Below are 15626 nucleotides of genomic sequence, written 5' to 3'. Positions count from 1 at the left end.
TGCTTTCCCCCTCCCCCTTTAGCCTTTGCGCAGCAGATTGGCTTCCGCTTCAGACAACTGGGTGTAGTTCGGCACCAGCGCATGCACGTCATCACGCTGACCTGCAAGCAGCGCGGCGGCGCCTAGGCGCCCAACCCAGCGGCCTTCCAGCTCATAAGGTACGAGCTGGAGCGCCGTTCCTGCGGGGCAGCGAAGCTCCGCCGCTGCCGCAGCATGAGGGCCCGTCTCGCCGACGAACCAGACGGCTGCGGGCCGCTCTTCCGGCGCCGCCTCCGCCATGCGGGCGGCGAGGGCTTCCAGCCATCCGTCCATCTTGCGGATGGCATCAGGCGCCAGACGCCGGGGCGTATCGCTCCCGGCGGAGGCAAACAGCGCGGTGCATGCTTGACCGCGCCGTGCATCCACAAGCGGAACGATCCAGTGGACCAGGGCAGCACCTGTGCTGCCCTGGTCCGCGGATGGCGTTCCGCCAGCCCCTGCTGAGGCATCCTCTGCCGCAGCTTCTGCCTTGGCGGCGAGGCCGCTGTGCCAGCCGCCCCAGGCGATGGCCTGAAGGCTGGACACCCCGGCCACGGGGATGTCCCACGCCCAGGCCAGTGTCTTCGCCGCGGTCACCGCAATGCGGATGCCCGTGTACGAGCCTGGGCCAACGCCGACGGCAATGCCGTCCAGCTGGCCAGGCTGTGTGCTGCTGGCGGCCAGCAGCTGCTCCATCACCGGTACAACGTGTACCGAATGGTTACGCTCAGCCCGTTCATTGCGTTCTTCCAGAAGCGCATGATCCTCCATCATCGCAGCTGCCATCACTGCGGTGGATGTATCCAACGCCAAAAACCGCTGACGCGGCTCTTTTTGTAAATCTTCCATCATCATTTGACTCCATTCTGTCTGAACTGTCGGCACATGGCTGCATAAGTCTCGCCGTACCCATCCAGTGTAATCGTTCGATCCTCCAGACCCGTTGTTTCAATCTGCACATGCAAGTGCTCTTGCGGCAGCAATTCGGGAATGATACTCGACCACTCCACCAGGCTGACTCCGGCTCCATAGAAATATTCATCAAGTCCAAGCTCATCCGCTTCTTCCAGCGAAATGCGATATACATCCATGTGATACAAGGGCAAGCGCCCTTCATATTCCTTGATTAGCGTAAATGTGGGACTGCTCACCACATCACGTACACCCAAATGCCAGGCAAATTTCTGTGAAAATGCCGTTTTTCCCGCGCCCAGATCACCATCCAAAGCAATCACCATGCCGGCGTTTGCCTGTCTGGCGAGTGCGGAAGCAAGTGCTTCTGTATCTGCAATGCCATGGGATTGATACACCCACTGCTCGTGCGTCTGATTCAATATTCGCCCCACCTTTGGCGGTCCAGCCGCCTGAGTTCACTTTGAACCTTATTATATCGGTCCCTTTCTTCCCCCGCAACATCCAAGGAGGCAAGAGGAAATATAACATGCATTATTAGACGTGTCTCAAAACTCGCTTCCTTCGAAGTTTCAGACACCTATTAGGAAAAAACAAAAAACCGGCACCTCTCGGTACCGGCCGTGCTATGAAATATTTCAGCTTTTATTTACTCACCAATTCCTCAAGCACTACGCTCTATCTGTATCTACTCCTCCAACCGATCCACACGAACCGTCTGGGTATTTCCCGGTCTGCTGCCAACCTGAACGGTTGCCATACCATTGGCTTCATCCACATTCTCGATCCAGACTGGATCTCCCTCCAGCGTAACGGCAATGGTATCCTTGGAATCATAGATTGCTTTGGCACGCTTTGCATCCATCATCTTATTCATATTCCCCTTCCGGATCATCATGTGACTCACGAACCATGCTATCAGTTGTACTTTCACCAATATGACCGTTATCTTCCGTAACCTGACCTCCACCTAACCCTTCATTCACCATCCGGTCAATGTCGAGCATGAATGACTCCCGGTCAAGGGGTAATTCTTCAGAAGTGACTGCTTCCCAATTCACAGCTGTAGCTGGTGTATAAAATTCTTCAGCGCTTTCGGCATCAGCAAGCGGATACGGAGTAAAAGCATGCTTGTGCGCTTCCTCTTCATCCCGTCTGTTACTCATTTCGGCACCTCCCGGCTTAATCATTGCGAGATCACTTCTTTTATGATCCCCGAGTCTCGCCGAACCATACGAATTCATTCGTCTATAAGACGATTATCCCTCGCAACAGATGCCCATACTATTAAATATAAATCCGTGTTCAAAAATCCAGTTTTCAGTACAGAGAAGATGGAATTTTTGAACAACCTTTTGAAAGGAGCCGATCTATGCATACCGTCTGGAAAGGTGCAATCAGTTTTGGCCTTGTGCATGTGCCTGTCAAAATGTTCTCGGCTACTGAAGACAAAGATATCTCCATGCGCTACATTCATAAAGTCTGCGGCAGCCCGCTCGCTTATGTTCGTCAATGTCCATCCTGTGAAGTGGACGTAAAGTGGGAAGAAATCACCAAAGGCTATGAATATGAAAAGGGAAAATTCGTACTTTTCGAGAAAGATGAATTGGAAGCGTTAAATGATTCCACCAGCAAAACGATTACGATACTGGATTTTGTTGACTTGACTGAGATTGATCCGATCTATTTTCAGAAAACATATTACTTATCGCCCGATCAGGCTGGAGGAAATGCCTATCAGCTCTTGATGAATGCGATGCGGGATACCGGCAAAATCGGCATCGCCAAAATTTCCATCCGCTCGAAGAGCAGTCTGGCTGCCATACGTGTGCTGGAAGATTGCCTTTCTATGGAGACGATTTTCTATCCGGACGAGATTCGTCCTGTCTCCCAGGTGCCCAACCTGCCAGAAGTGCAGAACGTGAATGAGAAGGAACTCACGATGGCAAAGCTGCTGATTGATCAACTTTCAACGCCTTTTGAACCGGGTAAATACACCGATGACTATCGCAGTAAACTGCTGGATCTTATTCAGCACAAAGTGGCTGGCGAAGAAATCAAGATTGCTCCAGCCAAACCTGAAGCCAATGTAATGGATTTGATGGCTGCTTTACAGGCAAGTATTGAGGCTGTGAAGCCCATTCCAGCTGACCCTGGGACAACAACTGCCAAGCCCAAGAAACGTGCACCACGAAAAACATCCGCTCAAGCTGTTGTCGGTGGAGAAACCGATGCACCTGCTCCAGCCAAAAGAAAAAAGGCAACACCCAAACCAAAGGGTTAATTGTCGCCCAGGCAAGAATGATTCCGTTATATGCCTATGCCCATGTAATACGTTCAACTCAGATCCGGCTTTTCAGTCGGATTTTTTTATTTTACGGAATTATTGAAACTATTCTTGCCGATAAAACTCCAGCTATCATCATAAAATACGATTGACGAAAGGTAATTTATATTTTATATTTACTTATGAAAAGTAACTTATTTATGAATATACAGTTATCCTACATTTTCTACTTCAGCCAAGTGACGAGTGCAATTCAATCATTCGATTCAACGCATATACGCAATCAAACGATTAGCCCAATTATCTAATGATCAAACAATCAGGAGGAAACCATTATGAATACGACGTATCAAATCCCTGCCACAACCCATCTGGGTGAAGTGAGTCTACGAATTAAAAATCTCGACCGTTCGATCCAGTTCTATACTGATGTGGTCGGACTGAAGTTGCTGGAGCGAAGTGGCAAAGTGGCTACGTTAACAGCGGACGGAAAACAGTCTCTGCTGCGATTGGAAGAACTGACGGATGGGATTACCTTGCCTGAACGCTCACACGCAGGCTTGTATCATTTCGCCATCCTGCTGCCGGATCGCACGTCCCTGGGTCTTGCTCTGCGTAATCTGGCTGCATCCGGTATCGAAATCGGCCAAGGCGATCACCTGGTCAGCGAAGCCTTCTATATCTCCGACCCCGATCTGAACGGGATTGAGATCTATGCTGACCGTGCGCGTGACACCTGGAAACGGGATAGCGACAATAATTACGTGATGGCAAGTGATCCTGTTGATGTGGAGAGCCTGTTTGCCATATCGGAAAATGAACCTTGGCAGGGTTTACCGGCTGGCACAGTCATTGGTCATGTGCATTTCCACGTCCGCAGCCTGGAAGAAGCTCGCAGCTTCTACACCGGCATACTCGGTTTTGATATCGTAGGTAACTTCGCCAACATGTCTGCACTATTTGTATCTGCCGGCGGCTATCATCACCATCTTGGACTCAATATCTGGGCAGGAGTGAACGCGCCTGTTAATCCGGATAACGCTACAGGAATTGACTACTTCACCATTGTTTACGCCACGAAGGAAGAAGTACAACAGGCACTTGAACAATTACGTCAATCCGGCGCAGCCGTTACACAAGTGGAAGATACCTGGTTTACGGTAGATCCACAGAATATCCGTATCCGTCTGACCACTGCAAACTGATTTTGATTGCACGTTAAAGTATACTTCTACCTAAAATCCAGCATTTTGCATAATTCGATCTCAATCGCTCACAAGTCACATGATCAAGCCCGGGTAACTGAGTTCTCTACATCACAGAGAAATCAGCTACCCGGGCTTTTTGGTTGCCTATTTATAAAACTGGAATGATTGGCGCATCCTATCCATATACACAGACAAGATATGTTAAGGAGATACCATATGATTGAAAAGGGGCGCTTGACCGTTAGGCAGCTCGCTTCACTAATGTTCCTGTGCACGATTGGGGAGCAAATTCTGGTCTTTCCTTCCATGATAACATCCTATGCTCAGCAAGATGCCTGGTTATCAGCCTTGTTGGGAGTCGCAGGCGGCTCCGGCATACTCTTCATTATGCTTGTTGCCTATAAACTGCATCCCCGGTTGAATCTGATTCAAAATGCTCTTCAAACACTAGGACCCTGGATTGGGGCCTTATTCAGCTCTTTTTATCTCTTTTATTTCCTGATCAGCACCTCAACGTTCATTAGGGAAATTGGCGATTTTATGTCTACCCAGATCTTGCCGGAATCTCCACTAATGATTTTGCATTTGGTTTTTATGTGTGCGCTTGTCTGGGGGCTTCTGTCGGGTCTGGAGATCATCGGTAAGAGTGCTGAGGTCTTTCTTCCTCTGATCGTGTTGTTCCTGCTTATTCTGACGGTGTGTCTAATTCCGCATGTCCGTGTGGACAACATCCAACCTGTGCTTGCACAAGGCTTTCATGGTCCACTCAAAGGTTTTGTTGCTGTACTCACATATCCTTATTGCGAGTTGTGCATCTTCATGATGCTCTTTCCCTATACGAAAAAGGAGCCCCATCTGGAGAAGGACATCATACTATCAGGAATCATTGGTGGATTGTTACTTACACTAACGCTGAGTATGTGTCTGCTCGTCATGGGACCCTTCATGACCCAGCATCACTGGTTTGCCTCATTCAACCTTTCACAGCAGATCAATATCGGAAACTTTATACAACGGATTGAAGCCTTCATGGCATCGGTCTGGATTATTGCCGTTTTCTTCAAAGCAGCACTGTTCTTTTACAGTTTTGTTTTGGGCGTCGCTCACCTGTTTCGCTTGTCCAGTCACCGCTCTCTGATCCTGCCGGGCTCGATGCTTATTCTCGCCATGTCCATTCTGATCTCTCCGAACGAGAACTTTTATCTCAAGGTCATCATTCCCTATTGGATTGACTGGGATCTAACCTGCGGTATAGCGCTTCCGTTATTGCTCATACTGGTGCATCACATGAAGTCCCGTTTCCAAAAATATAACAAACTTCCGAATTGACCTCTGCCGACTAGTTGCTATGAGAAAGGAGTTCTCCATGTTCAAACCGTTGATTCCGTTCGAACCCATATCCCGGGATACCCTGCCTACAGGACCGCAATGGATCGCTCAGGTCAAGTGGGACGGAGTCCGTATGCTTGCCTACGAGGACGGGCAGGAGCTGCGCTTGGTGAATCGCAGATTGCATGATCGAACTGCACAGTATCCCGAGTTGGTAGCACCACGTAATCTATGCTCCGCTTCCTCCTATATTTTGGATGGAGAAGTGATCGCACTGGACCCGGACACCGGAAAACCTTCGTTCTATCACGTACTTCGACGAGATCGCATGAGCAGGCCCGAAGGTATCGCCCAGGCCATACATCAGATTCCGGTTACTTATATGGTATTTGATATTCTGTTCTATGAGGGAAAATGGGTGACGGATCAGCCTTTGGCAGATCGACAACGGCTTTTGCACGAGGTTCTTAACCCCGCTCCCCATGTTCAGGAGGTCACCAATACGCTTAATGCCGCTTCCCTGCTTACGGTCATGAGAGAGCACCAGATGGAAGGTATCGTCTGCAAGGATCTCACCAGCAGCTACGGCATTCAAGGTAAGGATCAACGCTGGCAGAAGGTCAAAATCATGCATGATGTGTATGCCATGATCGGGGGAGTCACTTATCGAAGTGGTATTGTGAATGCTGTCGCGGTCGGTGTATATGACGGGCCTAACTTTGTCTATATTGGTCATGTCGGGACGGGCAAGCTGAACTCCAATACCTGGCGGGAACTCACGCATCAAGTCGAGCCTCTGATCAGACAGGATAGGCCGTTCTACAATGTACCAGAGCGCAGTGCGGAGACCACCTGGGTGGAACCACGAATAGGACTCAAAGTGCAATATATGGAACTGACTCATCATCGAACCCTGCGCCATCCCAGTATTCAGACCTTCGCGGATGTAACCCGTGAGGATTGTCTGGCGAACCAGCTTCTTGAGTGATGAAGAGATCGCTGCACGCATGTTTCAGCCCATGATTTCAACGATTGATTAGGCATAAAGGAGGTGTTCTGCATGGCCCCCAAGATTCAAGGAACCATCATAATAGAAGGCACAGAGCTAACGGTTACGAACCCGGATAAGTTATTGTGGCCGGATGCGGGTGTCACCAAAGCCATTTATCTGCAAAAGCTGGCCGCCCTGGCTCCATATTTGCTCACATATACAAGTAATCGATTGCTCACCACGATAAGGTACCCCCACGGAGCTGGAGGAACATTTTTCTATCAAAAGAATGCCCCTGAACCTGTTCCTGATTATGTGCGGACTGAAGTACACGATGGCATCCGATATGTGGTCATGAATGGACTCCCTGAATTGTTATGGCTTGGCAATCTGGCTGCACTTGAATTTCACCCTTCTCTGCATACTGTAGGAAGCCATCTGCCCTGTGAATGGATGATTGATCTGGACCCCTCTCAGGAGCATGAACCACGGATCATGCAAGCTGCACTCATCGTTGGCGAAACCCTGACTTCCCTTGGTCTGAGGTCCATACCCAAAACTTCAGGCGCAACAGGGGTTCAAATCATCGTTCCGATTATTCAAGGGATAACCTTTGATGAATTACGAGATATTGGCTATTTTGTTGGTAAATATGTCACTCAGAAGCACCCGGATATGTTCACACTGGAACGACTCAAAAAGGACCGTGGAGACCGGATTTATTTTGACTACCTCCAGCATTATGGGGGCAAAACTCTTGCGGCTCCCTATACACCTCGTGCCAAATCAGGAGCCACCGTCTCTACTCCACTGACATGGGATGAGGTTCGAAACAACGTCTCCATCCAGGATTATCATCTGATGAACATTGTTGAACGCCTGAATGACATTGGCGATCTGATCGCAGCTGTTGAACCCCAACCGGTTGAGCTCATTCTCAAGCACTTGAAGAAAAAATAGCCGACTCCCTCATCACAAGGGTGTCGGCTATTATCATTCATGCGTATATAAATCGCTAATGGATACCTTTTTTCTTGAAACGTCCGCCCTTCACATCATGAATGTTACCAATAGCCACAAAGGCTTGCGGGTCCCAATCTTCAACGATGGTCTTCAGCTTCGCTTCTTCCAAACGGGTGATTACGACAAAGATGATCTTCTTCTCGTCCCCGCTGAATCCGCCCTCTCCATCCAGGAAAGTCACACCACGACCGAGACGGTCTGTCAGGGCAGAACCGATATCACGATACTTCTCACTAATGATCCATACCGATTTGGACTGGTCAAGACCTTCATTCACAATATCAATCATCTTCATCGCAATATAATATGCAATCATGGAATACAGGGCATTCGGCCAGCCGAACACAAATCCTGCACCCGCGAAAATGAATACGTTAATGAACAATACGATCTGTCCTACAGACAACGGTGATTTCTCACTAAGCAGGATCGCCACAATCTCCGTACCGTCCAGTGAACCACCAGAACGGATAACGAGTCCAACCCCCACACCCAGGATCAATCCGCCGAATACAGCTCCGAGCAATGGCTCCCCTGGTGTTAATGCAGGAACATGGTGCAATAATGAAGTCCCGATGGACATGACCACGATCCCCAGCAGCGTGGATAACGCAAACGTTTTACCAATCTGCTTGTAACCCAGAATCAGGAAAGGCAAGTTGAGCAAGGTCAGGAATATTCCGAGTGGCAGATGTGTAAGCTCTGACACCATAATCGAAATACCTGTAATCCCACCATCAATAACACCATTAGGCACGAGAAACACTTCAAGCGATACAGCCATCAGTGCAGCACCAATCAGAATCATCACAATACGTTGCAGCAGCTTTAATGTAAACACCGAGCTTTTGACGCCCCGGTCAGGCTTGGATGTCAGTTCTTTAACCGTTACATTGGACATGGTATCCCCCCCGTTGGATCAGTATGTGAATCCATTTCATAAATCATTTAAATACTCCAAGGGGGAACCTACATATAGAAGTGCGTGTTCACAAAGATCGATTCTATACGTACCCTGTCAGTACGAGCACAAGCATCTAAAGGCTATATGAAATGGATTCAAGATTGTCTTAATTCCGGTTTACACTTTCAAAAGAGAGCAAAAGGGAGCCTGTTTTCCCGCAGACTCCCCTCCTTCGCCAAGACATGATTTATATATCTATTATATCATAAAAGATCAAATTTGAGCAAAATACTTAGCAAAAAGAAGATAAATTCACAAAAAGTGAACTTATCTTCAGAAATCTGCCCTAAATCGGCTAAAGAAGCGGAGAAAGCATCCGAGAAAGCATTTCTGCTCCTTTTTGTCCTCTTGAACGCCCCTGAAAAACCTTTAGGTCGATCTTGCTGCATTCCTTGAGATCACGTTCAAAATCAGCAACCAAACGATGAATCGGGGAGGTCTCGAACAATACGGCCGTCATTTCGAAATTACAGAAAAAACTGCGCATGTCCATATTGGCCGTGCCTACCGTTGCAAGCAACTCATCCACAATCATCACTTTGGCATGCACAAAACCTTTGCGATATTGGAAGAACTGCACACCTGCTCGCAACAGCTCCTCCACGTATGAAAGTGACGCCAGATGAACAAGCTTGGAGTCGGATTGATAAGGAATGATAATTTTCACATCGACCCCACTGACAGCAGCTGTTTTGAGTGCCTCGTACAGCGCAGGATCCGGGATAAAGTATGGTGTGGTAATGTAAATCCGGTCACAGGCTACCGAAATGGCGCCAAAACACATCTCCTGAATGGCATCCCAGTCCTGATCCGGGCCACTTGCCAGAATCTGAATTCGTTCTTCTCCACTACAGATATGAGGCGGGAACAATTCGGCAAGCTGTGGTTCGGTAATTCGTTCACCCGAAGCCAATTTCCAGTCGTTCAGGAACGTACTTTGCAGGAAATACACGGCATCTCCCTCGATCTGTACATGTGTATCCCGCCAGAACCCGATCTCCGGATACTTCCCAAGGTAATCATCACCTACATTAATGCCACCCACGAAGCCAACCTGTCCATCCACAACGACAATTTTGCGGTGATTCCGGTAGTTAACTCTTCGGTCAATCGTTGCAATGAGTGGCGGCAGAAAATAATGAAACTCCACACCTGCATCCTGCAGTTTGCGGATAAAACTCCAGCTCATCTTGTGACTGCCGAGACCGTCACATATAAACCGAACCTTCACGCCCTCCTGTGCCTTGCGAATCATGACATCTTGAAACTTCGTACTGATCACATCATCACGGAAAATGTAAAACTCCACATGCAGATGATGCTTCGCCTTTTCCATCTCCTTCAACATTGCAGTGAATGCCTCTTCCCCGTTCGTGAGCACCGTGCTGTGATTACAACCTGTGATGGGGCTCTCCGACAGATGGGACAACAGGTTAAACAAACGATGCTGATGGTTGAAACGATTGCCCGGCATCTGTTCAACATCTCCAATGATGTGGGCTTGTTCCCAGATCGTTTCCCTCATTTCCCGGAAGATCCGTGATCCACCTTTGCGAAGTTTTTTGCGTTTGTTATAGTCCTGAGCCACGAAATAATACACCACAAAACCAACCAACGGCACGCAGAACAAAATAAACAGCCAAGCCACAGCTTTGGCCGGATTCCGAAATTCCAGCAAAAGAATCGTGGCTGCCTGAAAAATAAATACGACTAATATAATGACCAGCCAGAACATTCGGCTTCCTCCTCAAGTGGCAAGCTTCATGACCTTGCCGTTCTCTCACTTACACAGCTTTGACGATTAAGCCTGCAGCTAATCATAGATACCCAATGTAGCCCCTGTTCGTAACGTTTGCTTAGATAAAACTTTACATAAGCACGTTGAGTACTTGATTCTGGTAATCCGAATTTCTGCGCATAGGTTGTATATTCTGACTGTGTTACCTTCTACATATCAGATTTATCACGAAGCAGAACCGCATTGTGACGCCAATCTGCTCCGTTCCCCTTCCAGACTCTTCCTCTTTTCTTCATGATAAGGTGGTCTTCTTACGTAAAATTAGATATAATACTCGTTAAAAACTTATTACCTAAAGGAGAAGAGCAGTGAATGGAAAGTGAGAGGTATGCGTTAAATTTAGTATTGGTTGCGTTGTTGATAGGACTTTCGGCGTTTTTTGTTGCAGTGGAGTTCGCTCTGGTACGGGTTCGTCCGAGCCGGATCGATCAAATGATTGCAGAAGGAAACAAGCGTGCGCTGGCTGTTAAACAGGCCGTTGCCAATCTGGACGGATATTTGTCCGCCTGTCAGCTTGGAATCACGATCACATCTCTGGGACTGGGCTGGCTGGGTGAACCAACGGTAGAGAAGATTCTCCACCCTGTGTTCGAAAGCATGCAAATTCCTGAGGCGGTTTCTTCATTCTTATCATTTGTTATCGCGTTTGCTTCCATCACGTATCTGCATGTTGTGGTTGGTGAACTCGCTCCAAAAACGATTGCAATCCGGAAAGCGGAGACTGTTGCACTGCTGACGTCTACACCTATCATCTGGTTTAACCGAATTATGTATCCTTTTATCTGGCTGTTAAACGGCTCAGCGAACCAACTGGTGAAACTGTTCGGAATCAAACCTGCTTCTGAACATGAAGATGCACACTCTGAAGAAGAGTTGCAGATCATTATTAATGAGAGCTTTGAAAGTGGTAAAATCAACCAAGCCGAGTTCGGTTATGTAAGCCGGATCTTTGCTTTTGATGAGATGTTAGCCAAAGAAATCATGGTGCCCCGGACCGATATGGTCTGCCTTTATGTGAATAGAACGAACGAGGAAAACCTGGAGATCATTCGCGAAGAACAATATACCCGTTTTCCAGTAGTCAATGAGAGTAAAGACGATATCATCGGAATCATTAATACGAAGCAATTCTTCCTGGAGCTTTACGGAAACGATGAACCTGTCGATCTGTCCTCCCTGATTCAGCCTGTATCGGCTGTTCACGAAACAACTCCTGTGAAGGACTTGCTCAAGAAAATGCAGAAGGATGGCGTACATATCGCCGTACTTGTCGACGAATATGGCGGAACTTCCGGAATTGTAACCATCGAGGATGTACTTGAGCAAATTGTTGGTGAGATCCGCGACGAGTTCGACGCAGACGAAGTGGAAGATATCCAAGTCATCAATGAGAACTATGTCATTATGGATGGCAAGGTTTCCTTATCGAAGGTGAACGATATGTTCATGTCCAGCCTGGATGCAGATGAGTGGGACACCATTGGTGGATGGCTCTACAGCCATCGTCCCGAGATGAACGAACAGGAAGAATATGAGTTCGAGAATCTAATCTTTGTTTTGCTGGAAAAAGACAAGAATCGGTTCTACAAAGTGGCCGTTGTTCCCAAGGAACCACTGACCATGTCTGATTACACCGATGAAGATGAAAAAGAGTCTCCTAATTTGGCTAAATAAAGCAACTTTATATACAATAAGAAGAGCACTTGCCTATGTTGGTAAGTGCTCTTCTTATTATTTCTCGCTCAATATGTCACTTTCCCATATTATTTTAATACCCACTTCGCAATATCATCAATAATGGCTTTGGAGACATTAGATGGCTCAGCGTACTCTTGACCAATCGAAAGTCCATCATAGCTGGATAACAGATGATTTACCTTTGGATAGCTGTTGTACGTTACATTGGAATGACCTTGAAGAGCCGATTTCCAGTTTTCGAATTGATTCATAGACACTTGCACATCATTTTCACCCTGTATAATAAGCATGGGGATATTTTGTGTTTTAGCCAGTCCTGAAGCGTTTCCACTTCAACCTGCTTATTGGTGGTTTGAGCAGAAAGATTATGTGCCTGCGGAAGATGATCTTTAGAATATTTAGGATCTTTAACGATCGCAGCAGCATTTTTATAAAAATCAGCTTGCCCTTGAATGACATCCGTGTCTAAACCAAGCTGCTTCATCCGATCTACCAATTCGTCCTGCTGCTCGGTAAGCACATCCGCAAAGCTACTACTTGGTGCAGCAAGCAGAATACTTCCTGCAATATCATGTTGTTTATCCTCAGCAATAATTAACGGCATTGCAAACCCGCCTTGACTATGTCCAGCTACAAAAATCGCTGTAGAATCAATATGTGCATTCTTTTTAAGCAATTCCACTGCATCGTTTACCTGATCTACGCTCTCTTGTTTTAATGTGAATTTAGGCTGTGAAGCCACCTTATAGGTATGCTCATACGTGACCTTATCGTATCTTAATACAGCAACTCCTTGTGAAGCCAAACCTACCGCAAGATCGCGAAACGGCTTTGCACCACCAATGGCAGCATCTTGATTGCTAGGCCCAGATCCGTGTACCAGAACGACAACTGGGAAAGGTCCCTCTCCCTTGGGCAAAGTTAATGTCCCTGGCAAAGCTAAATCACCCTGACCAACCGTAATGTCTTGTTCTGTATAGGTAGATGGGTCGTCGTAGCTTGGTTTTTGATACACATCTGGCGTAGCGGCGGCAATATGCAAATCATCCACAAGTCCGTTATGATTCATTCTGACCGTAATATTTAAACGAGTCAGCTCTGTTTTGAACGTATAGGTAACATTGCGATGCACTGTATTATTTTCTACGTGTTTAGCTATGGCTTCACTTGTAATTTTGCCATTTTGTCCTTCTAAAGCTCCCCACAGCTGACTCAACAACGTGGGTGACAACACTCCACTCACAGAGGTATGAACATACTTGGCAGCCTCCTTGCCCTCACCCTCACTTATAAGTGAAATGAATATGTCCTCAGGTGCTGCCTTCAGCGTCTCCGTAAGAAATTCCCCATCCATAAAGGTAATTCCTTTCGTTAACTGAACAGGATTGTTTAAGGGTCTGACTTGCCCATTTACAATCGCCTGTTTCTCTCCTACCTTTACTACAATCGTAATCTCATTTTTTCGTATTGTGATTTCTCCTGTTTTTTGTTGCCAAGATACCTCTGCCCCATTCTTTTCTGCAATCTCACGAATAGGAACTAGATTTTCATGACCCGCCGTTTTTTCAACTGCTGCTGAGATGGATGTTACCGGCAGGATAAGACATACAATAGTAAGAGAAAGTAATAGCTTTTTCCAATGGTTCATCATAATAAATCCTCCTAATTCTTTTTATGATATGCATAGATACCTGAGCATTTATTGGGTCAGGACTATACTTATAACAACAACAGCTATGATGAATAACAACAGCACCCAAGATAGTGGACGAGCGAAGTTAATCGTCCAGCCTATTCCATAACGTTTTTCTACAGTAAAAGAAGGATCATTGGCATTGAAGTAAATAAAACCAAGCTTCCAATGATCATCGTCATTTACAGGCTGCTCCTTGGATCGTTCGCGATCTTCCTGATGATTACGAATTTTTCCGCCGCCTTGTCTGCCTGTGAGAGACAGCCATACAGCACCTATCACGATCAGCACAGGGATGATGAAGCTCATACCTGTTAACAAGACCAGATTAGGGACGAACATATTGATCTGAATGAAGGCAAATAAAATGGTAAGAAGTAGCCCCGTTATGATCGTAAATAGGGACCATTTACGGCGGAATTGAATATTTTCAGCAGCAAATTTTGCAGGATTAGACGTAGTAAGCTGTTGTTTGCTTGTTTTAATACTCCAGTTCACCAACATCATAAGTGCAATGATTCCTAGCTGTACAAGATTAATAGCCAGTACCGAAAAGTAGGTCTTAGGCACACTGGAAGTGACATTGCCCTGAAAATCATATTTCATTGGAATGACATTAGGTAATGCCTCATAATTCAGGATCGAAATGATCGCAATGGCTACAATGATAGCAATGTGAATGAGGAACCAATAGTTGGAATAGGTAAGCTTATTTTGGCGGAAGGTGGTATCGATTTTAACCCTTTGAGGTGCTTCTACAGTTGTAAGTGTTCCCTTTATTTTTTTCATCTTGAAATGAAATAAGAGGTGTAGTGCTGACCAGTACACAATGAATATCATTGTGCAGATACCGGTGATTATTGCGGTTGACTCTTCATTAGCAGATCGAAGTAAATACAGACAGACAAGGATAACCATCCCGTTTCCGATCAGACTTACTGTAGCAAACGTACTGCGTAGCTTACGTAAGATGGGTGTGTGGTAATTATATTCACTTACCGTAACCCCAAAGCTAATGGTTTCCCTTGTCAAATAAGGTGTAAAGGATAGAAGTAAGGCTAATGGAGCAAAGATTAAGATGATAGGTAATATACTAAATAGTTGCATACATAACACACTCCCTTGATTCTTTATTCTCTGTTGTGACCCATCTTTACATCATCATACATTTGGTCTAATACCGCAGATAGCTCCTCTTTGGTCATTCCACGACATATCGCTTCGGCAATAATCGGTCTTAATTCACTTTGCTGCTTTTTCAAAAAATCATCCGTTAAACCAGGCATTCCATCAGGGTTTACCACGACTCCCTTTTGTCTATGAACAAGAATGTATCCATCTTGCTTGAGTAGTGTATACGCCTTGTTCACCGTGTGAAGGTTAACACCAATATCTGCTGCCAAATTCCGAACCGAAGGTAACGCCTCACCTAGCTGTAATTCACCACTAGCAATGCCTTCGATAATTTGATAAACCAGTTGCGAATAGATGGGCAGTTCGGATTGCATATCCAGTTGAATAATCAAGGGTTCACCTTCTTTTTGTTATCTGTTATATATCAAGTATAACAGGTATAACATGAGCGAGCAATACGTATGAAAATAAAAAAAAGCCGCATATCCATCGCGAGGGCAAGTTACCTGACCCTTCACCATGGATATGCGGCTTATCCTGTTGAGCTTATCGATGTGATTCAAGAGCAAAC

General features: G+C 46.4%; 16 protein-coding genes. 6 read left to right on the top strand and 10 right to left on the bottom strand.

Translation table 11 applies throughout. The features are described 5' to 3' along the window. Positions 1-18 precede the first annotated feature (18 nt). The 4 genes from tsaB to OM416_RS18305 all read right to left on the bottom strand — a co-directional run bounded on the left by tsaB (position 19) and on the right by OM416_RS18305 (position 2096). Positions 19-867, bottom strand: coding sequence for a tRNA (adenosine(37)-N6)-threonylcarbamoyltransferase complex dimerization subunit type 1 TsaB (gene tsaB, locus OM416_RS18320; protein WP_264932097.1), 849 nt, complete (start codon positions 865-867; stop codon positions 19-21). A gap of 2 nt (positions 868-869) precedes the next feature. Then, positions 870-1352 (bottom strand): tRNA (adenosine(37)-N6)-threonylcarbamoyltransferase complex ATPase subunit type 1 TsaE, encoded by a 483-nt coding sequence (gene tsaE / locus OM416_RS18315; RefSeq protein ID WP_017690089.1) that lies wholly within the window; start codon positions 1350-1352, stop codon positions 870-872. A gap of 266 nt (positions 1353-1618) precedes the next feature. Further along, positions 1619-1795, bottom strand: coding sequence for an H-type small acid-soluble spore protein (locus OM416_RS18310; protein WP_026081228.1), 177 nt, complete (start codon positions 1793-1795; stop codon positions 1619-1621). A gap of 4 nt (positions 1796-1799) precedes the next feature. Further along, positions 1800-2096, bottom strand: a complete 297-nt coding sequence (locus tag OM416_RS18305) for a hypothetical protein (RefSeq protein ID WP_175623716.1) — start codon at positions 2094-2096, stop codon at positions 1800-1802. 206 nt (positions 2097-2302) lie between these two features. Between OM416_RS18305 and OM416_RS18300 the strand changes: the two genes are divergently transcribed. The 5 genes from OM416_RS18300 to ligD all read left to right on the top strand — a co-directional run bounded on the left by OM416_RS18300 (position 2303) and on the right by ligD (position 7705). Beyond that, a complete protein-coding gene (locus OM416_RS18300; protein WP_264931855.1) occupies positions 2303-3214 on the top strand; it encodes a Ku protein in 912 nt (303 codons plus the stop codon). Between the two features lie 338 nt (positions 3215-3552). Further along, positions 3553-4422 (top strand): VOC family protein, encoded by an 870-nt coding sequence (locus OM416_RS18295; protein ID WP_264931853.1) that lies wholly within the window; start codon positions 3553-3555, stop codon positions 4420-4422. 219 nt (positions 4423-4641) lie between these two features. Continuing rightward, complete coding sequence (locus OM416_RS18290; RefSeq protein ID WP_264931850.1) at positions 4642-5754, top strand: GerAB/ArcD/ProY family transporter; 1113 nt, start codon at positions 4642-4644, stop codon at positions 5752-5754. A 37-nt stretch (positions 5755-5791) separates the two neighbouring features. Then, a complete protein-coding gene (locus tag OM416_RS18285) occupies positions 5792-6742 on the top strand; it encodes an RNA ligase family protein (protein WP_264931848.1) in 951 nt (316 codons plus the stop codon). A gap of 72 nt (positions 6743-6814) precedes the next feature. After that, positions 6815-7705: a non-homologous end-joining DNA ligase gene (gene ligD / locus OM416_RS18280; protein WP_264931846.1), complete on the top strand. Its 891-nt coding sequence runs from the start codon at positions 6815-6817 to the stop codon at positions 7703-7705. 55 nt (positions 7706-7760) lie between these two features. On the opposite strand, the gene OM416_RS18275 is transcribed toward ligD, so the two are convergent. Further along, a complete protein-coding gene (locus tag OM416_RS18275; protein ID WP_062833061.1) occupies positions 7761-8669 on the bottom strand; it encodes a YitT family protein in 909 nt (302 codons plus the stop codon). 358 nt (positions 8670-9027) lie between these two features. Further along, on the bottom strand, positions 9028-10467 hold the full coding sequence (cls, locus tag OM416_RS18270) for a cardiolipin synthase (RefSeq protein ID WP_264931843.1): 1440 nt from the start codon (positions 10465-10467) through the stop codon (positions 9028-9030). Between the two features lie 375 nt (positions 10468-10842). On the opposite strand from cls, the gene OM416_RS18265 reads away from it, so the two are divergent. Continuing rightward, positions 10843-12204 carry a hemolysin family protein gene (locus OM416_RS18265; RefSeq protein WP_062833059.1) on the top strand — a complete coding sequence of 454 codons (1362 nt, stop codon included), beginning with the start codon at positions 10843-10845 and terminating at the stop codon, positions 12202-12204. 89 nt (positions 12205-12293) lie between these two features. On the opposite strand, the gene OM416_RS18260 is transcribed toward OM416_RS18265, so the two are convergent. Genes OM416_RS18260 through OM416_RS18245 form a run of 4 tightly spaced genes read right to left on the bottom strand, consistent with a single transcriptional unit; the run spans position 12294 to position 15447 of the window. Continuing rightward, a complete protein-coding gene (locus tag OM416_RS18260; protein WP_264931839.1) occupies positions 12294-12491 on the bottom strand; it encodes a hypothetical protein in 198 nt (65 codons plus the stop codon). Further along, complete coding sequence (locus tag OM416_RS18255; protein ID WP_264931836.1) at positions 12476-13879, bottom strand: stalk domain-containing protein; 1404 nt, start codon at positions 13877-13879, stop codon at positions 12476-12478. Before OM416_RS18255 ends, OM416_RS18260 begins: the two co-directional genes overlap by 16 nt. A 48-nt stretch (positions 13880-13927) precedes the next feature. Continuing rightward, positions 13928-15028, bottom strand: a complete 1101-nt coding sequence (locus tag OM416_RS18250) for a DUF1648 domain-containing protein (RefSeq protein WP_264931834.1) — start codon at positions 15026-15028, stop codon at positions 13928-13930. 23 nt (positions 15029-15051) lie between these two features. Then, positions 15052-15447 carry a GntR family transcriptional regulator gene (locus tag OM416_RS18245; RefSeq protein WP_264931832.1) on the bottom strand — a complete coding sequence of 132 codons (396 nt, stop codon included), beginning with the start codon at positions 15445-15447 and terminating at the stop codon, positions 15052-15054. Positions 15448-15626: the final 179 nt, after the last annotated feature.

It is taken from the genome of Paenibacillus sp. LS1 (assembly GCF_026013365.1).
In the GTDB taxonomy this organism is placed as follows: Bacteria; Bacillota; Bacilli; order Paenibacillales; family Paenibacillaceae; genus Paenibacillus.
Note: the sequence above shows the minus strand (reverse complement) of the source record. Positions and strands in the feature narration are given on the sequence as shown.

What these genes read in the sequence shown, in the direction of transcription:
- OM416_RS18255 (WP_264931836.1), bottom strand. Translation starts at nt 13,879, where the DNA reads ATGATGAACCATTGGAAAAAGCTATTACTTTCTCTTACTATTGTATGT.
- OM416_RS18290 (WP_264931850.1), top strand. Translation starts at nt 4,642, where the DNA reads ATGATTGAAAAGGGGCGCTTGACCGTTAGGCAGCTCGCTTCACTAATG.
- OM416_RS18305 (WP_175623716.1), bottom strand. Translation starts at nt 2,096, where the DNA reads ATGAGTAACAGACGGGATGAAGAGGAAGCGCACAAGCATGCTTTTACT.
- OM416_RS18300 (WP_264931855.1), top strand. Translation starts at nt 2,303, where the DNA reads ATGCATACCGTCTGGAAAGGTGCAATCAGTTTTGGCCTTGTGCATGTG.
- tsaB (WP_264932097.1), bottom strand. Translation starts at nt 867, where the DNA reads ATGGAAGATTTACAAAAAGAGCCGCGTCAGCGGTTTTTGGCGTTGGAT.
- OM416_RS18285 (WP_264931848.1), top strand. Translation starts at nt 5,792, where the DNA reads ATGTTCAAACCGTTGATTCCGTTCGAACCCATATCCCGGGATACCCTG.
- cls (WP_264931843.1), bottom strand. Translation starts at nt 10,467, where the DNA reads ATGTTCTGGCTGGTCATTATATTAGTCGTATTTATTTTTCAGGCAGCC.
- OM416_RS18310 (WP_026081228.1), bottom strand. Translation starts at nt 1,795, where the DNA reads ATGGATGCAAAGCGTGCCAAAGCAATCTATGATTCCAAGGATACCATT.
- OM416_RS18275 (WP_062833061.1), bottom strand. Translation starts at nt 8,669, where the DNA reads ATGTCCAATGTAACGGTTAAAGAACTGACATCCAAGCCTGACCGGGGC.
- ligD (WP_264931846.1), top strand. Translation starts at nt 6,815, where the DNA reads ATGGCCCCCAAGATTCAAGGAACCATCATAATAGAAGGCACAGAGCTA.
- OM416_RS18265 (WP_062833059.1), top strand. Translation starts at nt 10,843, where the DNA reads ATGGAAAGTGAGAGGTATGCGTTAAATTTAGTATTGGTTGCGTTGTTG.
- OM416_RS18295 (WP_264931853.1), top strand. Translation starts at nt 3,553, where the DNA reads ATGAATACGACGTATCAAATCCCTGCCACAACCCATCTGGGTGAAGTG.
- OM416_RS18250 (WP_264931834.1), bottom strand. Translation starts at nt 15,028, where the DNA reads ATGCAACTATTTAGTATATTACCTATCATCTTAATCTTTGCTCCATTA.